This window comes from Mesorhizobium kowhaii (assembly GCF_042431665.1).
Lineage (GTDB): Bacteria > Pseudomonadota > Alphaproteobacteria > Rhizobiales > Rhizobiaceae > Mesorhizobium > Mesorhizobium kowhaii.
On sequence record NZ_JBHLYT010000158.1, the window covers coordinates 46637 to 55127 of the forward strand.

Genomic DNA, 8491 nt, shown 5'->3' on the forward strand with positions numbered 1-8491 from the left:
GATGATGGCTCGCAAAATCACCCGCACTCACCAGTCCCGTCGTGCCGCACGGCATGAATTCGCCGGAATAGAAGTCGTCGGCGCACTGTTGACGCCTGACATGTTAGGTCGCATTGCTGCTTTCGATGCGAACGATCAGTCCGAAGATGGCTACGGAATTCCAGCCGGACTCAAGCTTCGCGACGAGATTGCTCGTTATTATCGCATTGGCGAGGCGCTGTGGTCTCGCTTTGCCGCAGCCCGAAGTCACAGCGTTGGGGCGTCGGAGCGGTTTGTCCTGGAATTGCTTCGCCAGTGCTTCGGTTTCGATTCGATCAAGCCGCAAGCGACGACTTTAATCGGCGAACGTGAATTCCCAGTTCGGCATGTCGCGCTGAGTGGCCGAGTGCCGATCGTGATAGCCCCTGCTCCTGTGGACGGGGCTCGACGTTCCGGGTTGGAAGAAAGTCTCGCCCAGCTCGGTGACGGATCGAGACGGCGGTCCGCGACGCTTCTTCTCCAAGAATATCTCAATTCGATGGAGGACGCCTGCTGGGGGCTGGCTAGCGACGGTGTCAGCCTGCGCCTCCTGCGGGACAATATCAGCCTCACGCGCCCGGCTTGGATTGAGGCGAACTTCGCAAAGATCTTCGCGGAAGGGCTGTTCCCCGATTTCTCCGCACTGTGGATGTTGATTCATCAGAGCCGATTCGGAAACAACCAATCCGCCGTTGTGGATTGCTCCCTGGAGCGCTGGCGCGACCGTGGACGCATCGAGGGCGTGGCGGCTCGTGACAAACTTCGTCAAGGTGTCGAAGCGGCTTTGCTCGAACTCGGCAAAGGCTTCATCGAAAATCCGCAGAATGACTTTCTCCGGCAAGCGTTGCGTGACGGATCGTTGACCCGGCAGAGCTTCTTCGAGGAGCTCTTACGCCTTGTCTACCGTCTGATTTTCTTGTTTGCGGCAGAAGATCGGGAACTACTTCATACTCCCGACGCAACCCGCGAAGCCAAACGATTCTATGTCGAAGGTTATTCGCTCGGTCGGCTGCGGGAGCGCTGCATGCGACGGGTTGCCTGGGATCGCCACGTCGATGCATGGGAAGGCTTGAAGGTGACGTTCGCGGCTCTTTCTCGCGGTGAGGCAAGGCTTGGCCTACCTGCACTCGGAGGACTATTTGCCGGCGGGGTGCTCGCGAACCTCGATGGAGCCCGGATCGACAACCGGCGCTTTCTGGCAGCAGTATGGCGGCTCGCATGGTTACGCCCCGAAGGACAACCACTAACCCGAGTCAATTGGCGCGACATGGAGACCGAGGAGCTGGGATCGGTCTACGAGAGTCTTCTGGAACTTACTCCACTTGCCAGCGCAGACGCGCGCACCTTCGAGTTCGCAGAAGGGGATGAGACCAAGGGCAACGCTCGTAAAATATCGGGCAGTTACTACACGCCGGATCCGCTGGTGAAGCTGCTTCTCGACTTGACGCTCGATCCAATTCTGGCCGCCGCCGAGGCGCGGGGCGGCGACGATCCAGCAGGCGAAATTCTGAAGCTCTCGATTATTGACCCTGCTTGCGGCTCCGGGCACTTCCTTCTTGGCGCTGCGCGCCGCGCCGCAGCAAGGATCGCCAAGCTGAGAAGTCCTGGCGCACCCAGCCAGAATGAGTTCCAGCATGCTTTGCGCGAAGTTGTCTCGAACTGCATCTACGGCGTTGATCGCAATCCCATGGCGGTTGAGCTCTGCAAGGTCGCGCTGTGGATCGAGGCGCTCGAACCCGGAAAGCCGCTGACCTTCCTGGATGCACAAATTCGCTGCGGCGATAGTCTAATCGGCGTGTTCGACCGTTCGATGCTGGAGCGCGGCATTCCGGATGAGGCGTATAAGCCGCTCACTGGCGACGACAAGGAGATGGCAAAAACATATGCGCGCTACAACAAGCAGCAGCGTGACGGAAAAGGTGCGACAGGTTTTCTCGCTGAATTGCGACCGCCAGAGAGCCTAACGCGCGCGGATCGTCTGCTGGCGGAGATGCCGCAGGAGACACTCGAACAAGTAAGCGAGAAGACCCGAATCTTTGACGATATCCGCAAACAGGATGAATGGGTTCGCCTCAAGTCCGCGAGCGATCTTTATGTTTCCGCCTATTTGTATACAGCGGCATTCTTTTCGCCCAAACCGGCACCTCACGCGGTTCCCGGCTTCGACGACTCAAAAATGCCGCTGACGGAGCATGTGTGGAAGGCCGCTGGTGGGAATGCGGTTCCGCTGAACCTGCTCGATGGGGCCAAGAGAACGTCCGATGCTGTTGCAGCCTTTCATTGGCATATCGAATTCCCCCGCATATTCGACTCCGGTGGCTTTGACGTCGTGATCGGTAATCCGCCTTGGGAGCGGATCAAACTTCAGGAACAAGAGTTTTTCGCTACGCGTTCGCCGATGATTGCCACGGCTGCCAACAAAGCCGAACGGGCAAAACTGATCAAAGCGCTGGAGAAAGCCGAACTAGACAGCCCTGACGGGCGGCTATGGAGTGAATTTCAATTCGCCAAACGCACCGCTGAGGCGGCAAGTGAATTTGTCCGTAGCTCGGGGCGCTACCCGTTGACTGCGAAAGGAGATGTAAATACTTACGCGCTGTTTGCAGAGCATTTCGCCAGACTAACAAAACTAGAAGGTCGTGCCGGCGTCATCGTACCCACCGGAATTGCAACGGATAGCTCAACGTCGAGCTTTTTTGGGGACTTAATATCCCGAAAATTTATCCGCAAGTTGTATAGCTTTTACGAGATCCGGCGATGGTTCAAAGCAACTGATGATCGAAAAGCCTTTTGCATTCTATGTATGGGGCAGGCAGATTCCCCATCTGAATTCTGCTTCGACATAGATACAATTGATGACTTAAAAAACTCAGAGCGCCGGTTTGATCTGACAGCAGCCGAGATAGCCAGAATTAATCCGAACACCCTGACGGCACCTGTGTTCCGGTCGCGTGCAGATGCGGAGCTAACAGCCAAGCTATACGCGGGTGCCCCGGTGCTAATCGAGGAGCGCCCGCAAGAAGATGGCGGCGTTGTGAATCCATGGGGCATTAAGTTCCAAACGATGTTCCATATGTCCGGCGCTTCTGGCTTGTTCCGTACTCAAGAACAACTGGAAGCTGAGAGCTGGACGCGTGATGGGACCGATTGGCACCGTGAGACCGGCAATGGCTTGGAGCGCCGCGTCCCCCTGTTCGAAGCTAAGATGATCCATCATTTCGATCATCGCTGGGCGACGTTTGATACAGGATCGTCCAACGATGAAGAAGGCGCTCGTGACAGCGTCCTGTTGGAAAAGCAAAACCCAGCCTTCGAACCTTCGCCTCGCTATTGGGTGCCAGAATCTGAGCTGGCCATGCGGGCCGCGCGCGTGCCCGCAAGTTTGAAGCGGGCCGTGCGTGAGGAGTCCGCCGAACGTGTCCTCAAGAGTCTCGCTGAATGGCTTGTCGGCTTTTTCGCTTGCGAGGGCGGCGTAATGCGAGAGAGCGATCTTACCCGCATCCTCAATGGGGATCATCCATGGCGGTCGGTACTCGGTACATCGCCTGATCGTTTCCTGCTCGATAGCAAAACGCGCGCGACAGGCGCGGTAATGCAGCGAGAAACGCCGCTTGTTGCTGATGATATCAATCTTCTAATCGGCGAGTCTAACGACCCACTCACTTTGGCCAATTCCCTTATCGAACGAAAGCAGCCTCGCTGGCTTATGGGTTGGCGTAGAAATGCGAGGACCACCGACGAGAGAACTTTGATCGCAAGTGTGCTCCCTAAAGTGGGTATCGGCGATAGTGTCTTTCTGTGGACATGCGCGGATGTCAGTGCCCAGCACTCCGCAGCTTTCATAGGCCTATTCTCATCGCTCGTCGCTGACTTCGCTGCAAGACAGAAGATTGGGGGTACAAATTTGAGCTTCTATTTCATTGAGCAGTTCCCAGTGCCTCCGCCCTCTACTTTTCTTTCTTCTGATCTCGCCTTCATTGTGCCACGTGTGCTGGAGCTAAGTTATACTAGCCATGCCATGCGGCTTTGGGCGGAGGACCTCGGCTATCACGGTGCACCCTACGCATGGGATGAGGTTCGGCGTGCGGTGCTCCGCGCCGAACTAGATGCCTTCTTTGCGAGAAAATATGGGTTGAACCTCGACGAGTTGCGCTACGTCCTCGACCCAGCAGATTCAAAGGGGCTAGATTACCCCTCCGAGACGTTCCGTGTGCTGAAGAACAAAGAACAGGCCCGTTACCACGAGTATCGCACGGGGAAGTTGGTTCTTGCCGCATGGGATCGGCTTGCCGCAACTAATATTGGCACAACGTCTACCGAGGTGCGCGCTCAAAGAATCGCGCCGGCAATGCTGAGGGACGGCGCTTGGGCGCGTCCGTTGCCTGCCGGCCAAGGCGATGCCGGCGCCATGCTTGCTGCGATCCTCAAAGTAATGGATGCGCCGTTGCCGGCGCGTCAGGTGCGCCTTGCGGCAATATTAGGACTCGAACCAAGACTGTTGCTGCCCCACCTAAATGGCAGCCAGGCAGTTGAATGGCAAAGACTTGTTGGCACAGAAGCAACTCCCCTCACGGGCAATGCTTCGTCATTCGCACCACGCGTCGATCGGAACTGGGGCGCGGCAGTAATAGCTCATCGTGGCAACGGACGATTGGTCGAAAACCTGACGGTCGGCACATGGGCACCAGGCACAGGCCTAAGCCTAATCGATACTGCGGGTTGGCCGGATGGACGTGCTGGATTGGTGATGGGCGTACTGGCACAGATCTCCACGGACACCGTAATCGCGGCCATGCCGGAGGAAACCAGGGGGTGGGTTGATGCCGCAGCAGCCTGATCTTCTTGGACCTCCGTCACTTTCAGTGCAGCCCTCGCAAGGGCACAGCGGTCCTCGCCTCTGGGTCAAACGTCTGGCGATATGGGATGAGCCCGGTGGAGAAACAATTCGAGATATTGCGTTTCGTCCGGGACTTAACATCATCTGGTCCCCCGATAGCGGAGATGCGCTCTCTTCGGAGTCGCCGGCCGGCGCGATTGGACATGGCAGTGGGAAGACACTATTCTGTCGGCTCCTACGATATTGTCTCGGAGAGGATAGGTATGCATCCGAAAACCAGCGTGAACGTGTTGGTGTCGCATTCCTGAATGGAATCGTGGGCGCAGAGATCATGTTGGATGGGGTATGCTGGGCGATTGTCCGACCACTGGGAATTCGCCGTCGCCACATGGCAGTGGCTGGTGGTAATCTCGATGAAATCGCGGCAGGCGAAGGGACATCGACTGGGCTCGAGCCTTTTCTCGACGCGGTCGAGCAGGGCATTCTGACCACGGGGCTGGCGGCACTTATCTCAGGGCAGCATTCTGACCGTCGAAGCTGGCCGATTGCATTGGCGTGGCTCACGCGAGATCAAGAATGCCGGTTCGACGACGTGCTGGATTGGCGCTCCACAGTGTCGGACTCCGACTCGCCGGTGCGAGGTATGACGCAAACGGAAAAGCTTGATGCGCTCCGCGCGTTTGTTGTCGCGATTACACCGGAGGAACACGCCAAACGCTCTGAAGTTGCCAGCCTCGACGATCGGCGTCGAACAATGGACCAGGAGTTCGGCCACCGGCGCTGGGAAATTGAGAGGAGCCAAAATCGGCTGATTGTGGCGCTCGGCTTAACCGCTGAGGAGGTGACCGCTGGGCCTTTTGCCATCGAGCAAATGCGTAAGATAGCGCAAGATCACCTCGCAACGGCAGCAAAACTTCCGCTGGGTCAGTCCGGGGCAGGTGTCGAAATCACTCGACAGGAATATGAAAAAGCCCAAGCAGAATGGACGCGCCTGGACGGGGAGCGCATTCGCATCCAGGCGACAATACCGCTTGTAGAGAAGATTCAGAGCCAACTTCAGGGCGAACTGCCGGGAATTTCCTTCTCCAAGAGTGAGGCGGAAAGTCCGGTTTGCCCGATTTGCGAGGTGCCTATCGACCGCACGTTGGCCGAAGGCTGTGGGCTTTCCCATAAGCTGCCCGACCTAGAGGCATGTGTGCAGCGCTGGGAACAGCGCAAGAAGAGTTTCGATGATGAGACTGAGAAGCTTGTCGGGCTGCGATCTGAGCAAACGCAAACACTGCAAAAGCTTGCGCTGGCCAAACAGCATGCAGATCAATTGGGCGATCGCGTCGCGGCTCTTGAGCAAGCCCGCGACACCCGTGAAGGAGCTTGGTATGCGGCGCAGCGCCTCGTTGATGACGTCGAGCTTTTTGCGGAGTTGTTTGAGGCACAAGAAAACACGACGAAGGCGGTGCGAGAACTCGTTTTGAAGCTTGAGACAGAAAGAAGCCTGCTTGGCGTTTTCCGCGACAAGCAGGCTCGCGTCTTCGGTCGGATAAGCGAGAAGTTTGATCCTATTGTCCGGCGTCTGGTCGGAGCCGATGCCAAGGGACAGGTTAAGCTGAGTGGCAACGGGCTTGAGCCCAATGTGAATATGGGTGGGGATCGAACGACCGCGGCAATCGATTCACTGAAGGTATTGGCCTTCGATCTAGCCGTATTGTGCCTGAGCATTGAGGGCGCAACACGTGTCCCCGCGTTTCTCGTTCATGACAGCCCGCGCGAAGCCGACTTGGGGCTAAGCATCTACCATCGGCTGTTTCGGCTGGTGACCGAAATCGAAGCGTTTGGCGAGGCGCCGCAGTTTCAATACATTATAACAACGACGACGCGCCCGCCCGAGGATTTGGCTGTTGAGCCCTGGCTGCGCATGACGCTGCGAGGATTACCAGGAACCGAGCGACTCCTGCGCCGTAATTTGTGAGGGGTGAGTTCGTGTCGCTATCTCAAATCGAAAGGATTCGTCTTGACAAGGCCGCTGTGGATGAAGGCTTCGGCCTCCGACGGGCCGATGAAGGCGATTGGGTCTGCTATGACAGCCTGGGCGCCCCAGCCTCATTACGCTTGACGTATTCGGACGGAGAATATGTTGTTGCGGTCAACCATGCAGGTGTTGCCGCTGACTTAGATGCGCGATGGGAAAGGTGGCAAGGACTCAATGGTTCTCCGCCGCTAGGCTTCGCGGCGTTCTGTGTCTCGGACACGGCGCCACTGCATCGATTGGTACGTGAGATGTGGCAATTGGCGCGCGCGCTGCCCATTGAGCCGTTACGCGTGTTTGAGGCAGAAACTCGCAATCTTCCTCGGACTACTGAGATTGAACGCCTTGTGGTTCAACGTGTCGGCCAGAATATCTTTCGCGACGCACTGTTTGCATATTGGGGCGGTCTCTGCGCCGTGACCGGCGTATCGGAGCCACGCCTTCTTCGTGCCAGTCACATAAAGCCTTGGGCGCGATGCGAAACGGATAGCGAGCGCTTGGACGTCCACAATGGGCTGCTGCTGAGTGCTCACTTGGATGCTGCCTTCGACGCAGGTCTGATTGCGTTCAAAGACAACGGGGAGATACTGATCTCAGATAATTTAACCGAAGGCGATCGACGGGCCATGAATATCCATAGCGGTCTGGTCCTTCGTCAGGTGGCAATTAGCCATTGCGAAAACCTCGCTTGGCACCGCCGAAATCTATTTTCTTGAAGAACTCAAAACTGGTTGTTCTTATCGTTGTCTCGTTTGAAATCCTGTCGTCCCAAATAGTATTTGGGGGGGATTACCGGCGAATGGTTGACCGCCTCCCCGCCAAGCTAAAGCGTGTCGCGATTAATTGGCCTCATATCCTGCCGCTTTGAAGAAGTTTCTGCATTCGGCTGGCTCGAACAGGTGGCAGATGTCGCCGAGTGCCTCGCAAAGTGTGTCGAAGGTTCTGGCCGCCTTCTTTCGCAGTCGCGCCTTGAGTTTTGAGTAGGCCATCTCGACCGGGTTGAGATCGGGCGAGTATGTACTCGACGGGCTTTTCGATCAGGACACGGTCCTCGATATCCAAGAGCACTTCACCGACACCGGCGGCGCCAGCGATCACGTCTTCGGATTGTTCGCCTTGATCGGCAAACGCTTCGCACCTCGGTTACGCAATCTCAAAGATCGGAAGTTCCACACGTTCGAGAAGGGCGACGCATACCCAGCACTGTCGAACCACATCGGAGCCCCGATCAACGCCACGCTCATTCTCGACCACTGGGACGATCTGCTTCACCTGGCAGCGTCGATCACGACGCGATCCGTCGTGCCGTCGACCATCCTGAAGAAGCTCTCGGCATCGCCAAAGGAGAGCCAACTCGCCAGGGCGCTCCGGGAACTCTGTCGCATCGAGCGGTCCCTCTTCATGATCGAATGGTACTCAAGTCCGGCATTGCGTCGGCGTTGCCAAGCCGGTCTCAACAAAGGCGAGGCGGAACACAAGCTCAAGCGTGCCGTCTTCTTCCATGAGCGCGGCGAAATCCGCGATCGGTCGTTCGAAAGCCAGGCGTTTCGCGCATCAGGCTTGAACCTCGTCGTCAGCGCGATCGTGCATTGGAATACAGTTTACATAGAGCG

The 8491-nt window shown here is 57.0% G+C and carries 3 protein-coding genes and 2 pseudogenes; 4 read left to right on the forward strand and 1 reads right to left on the reverse strand.

Translation table 11 applies throughout. From position 1 onward, the window contains the following. Nucleotides 1-4 precede the first annotated feature (4 nt). From ACFFNA_RS36725 to ACFFNA_RS36735, 3 genes are all read left to right on the forward strand, one after another. Nucleotides 5-4855: an Eco57I restriction-modification methylase domain-containing protein gene (locus ACFFNA_RS36725; RefSeq protein ID WP_378924923.1), complete on the forward strand. Its 4851-nt coding sequence runs from the start codon at nt 5-7 to the stop codon at nt 4853-4855. Between the two features lie 316 nt (nt 4856-5171). Then, the gene (locus tag ACFFNA_RS36730) at nt 5172-6821 is read left to right on the forward strand and encodes a chromosome segregation protein SMC (protein WP_378924925.1); all 1650 of its coding nucleotides are present in this window, start codon (nt 5172-5174) and stop codon (nt 6819-6821) included. A gap of 11 nt (nt 6822-6832) precedes the next feature. Further along, a complete protein-coding gene (locus ACFFNA_RS36735) occupies nt 6833-7594 on the forward strand; it encodes an HNH endonuclease (RefSeq protein WP_378924927.1) in 762 nt (253 codons plus the stop codon). Nucleotides 7595-7717: 123 nt separating this feature from the next. Here the strand turns inward: ACFFNA_RS36735 and ACFFNA_RS36740 are convergent. Further along, nucleotides 7718-7894 (reverse strand): annotated as a pseudogene (locus ACFFNA_RS36740) (IS630 family transposase); the annotation flags it as partial. Between ACFFNA_RS36740 and ACFFNA_RS36745 the strand changes: the two are divergent. Continuing rightward, nucleotides 7893-8491, forward strand: a pseudogene (locus tag ACFFNA_RS36745) (Tn3 family transposase); the annotation flags it as partial. The pseudogenes ACFFNA_RS36740 and ACFFNA_RS36745 sit on opposite strands and share 2 nt — an antisense overlap.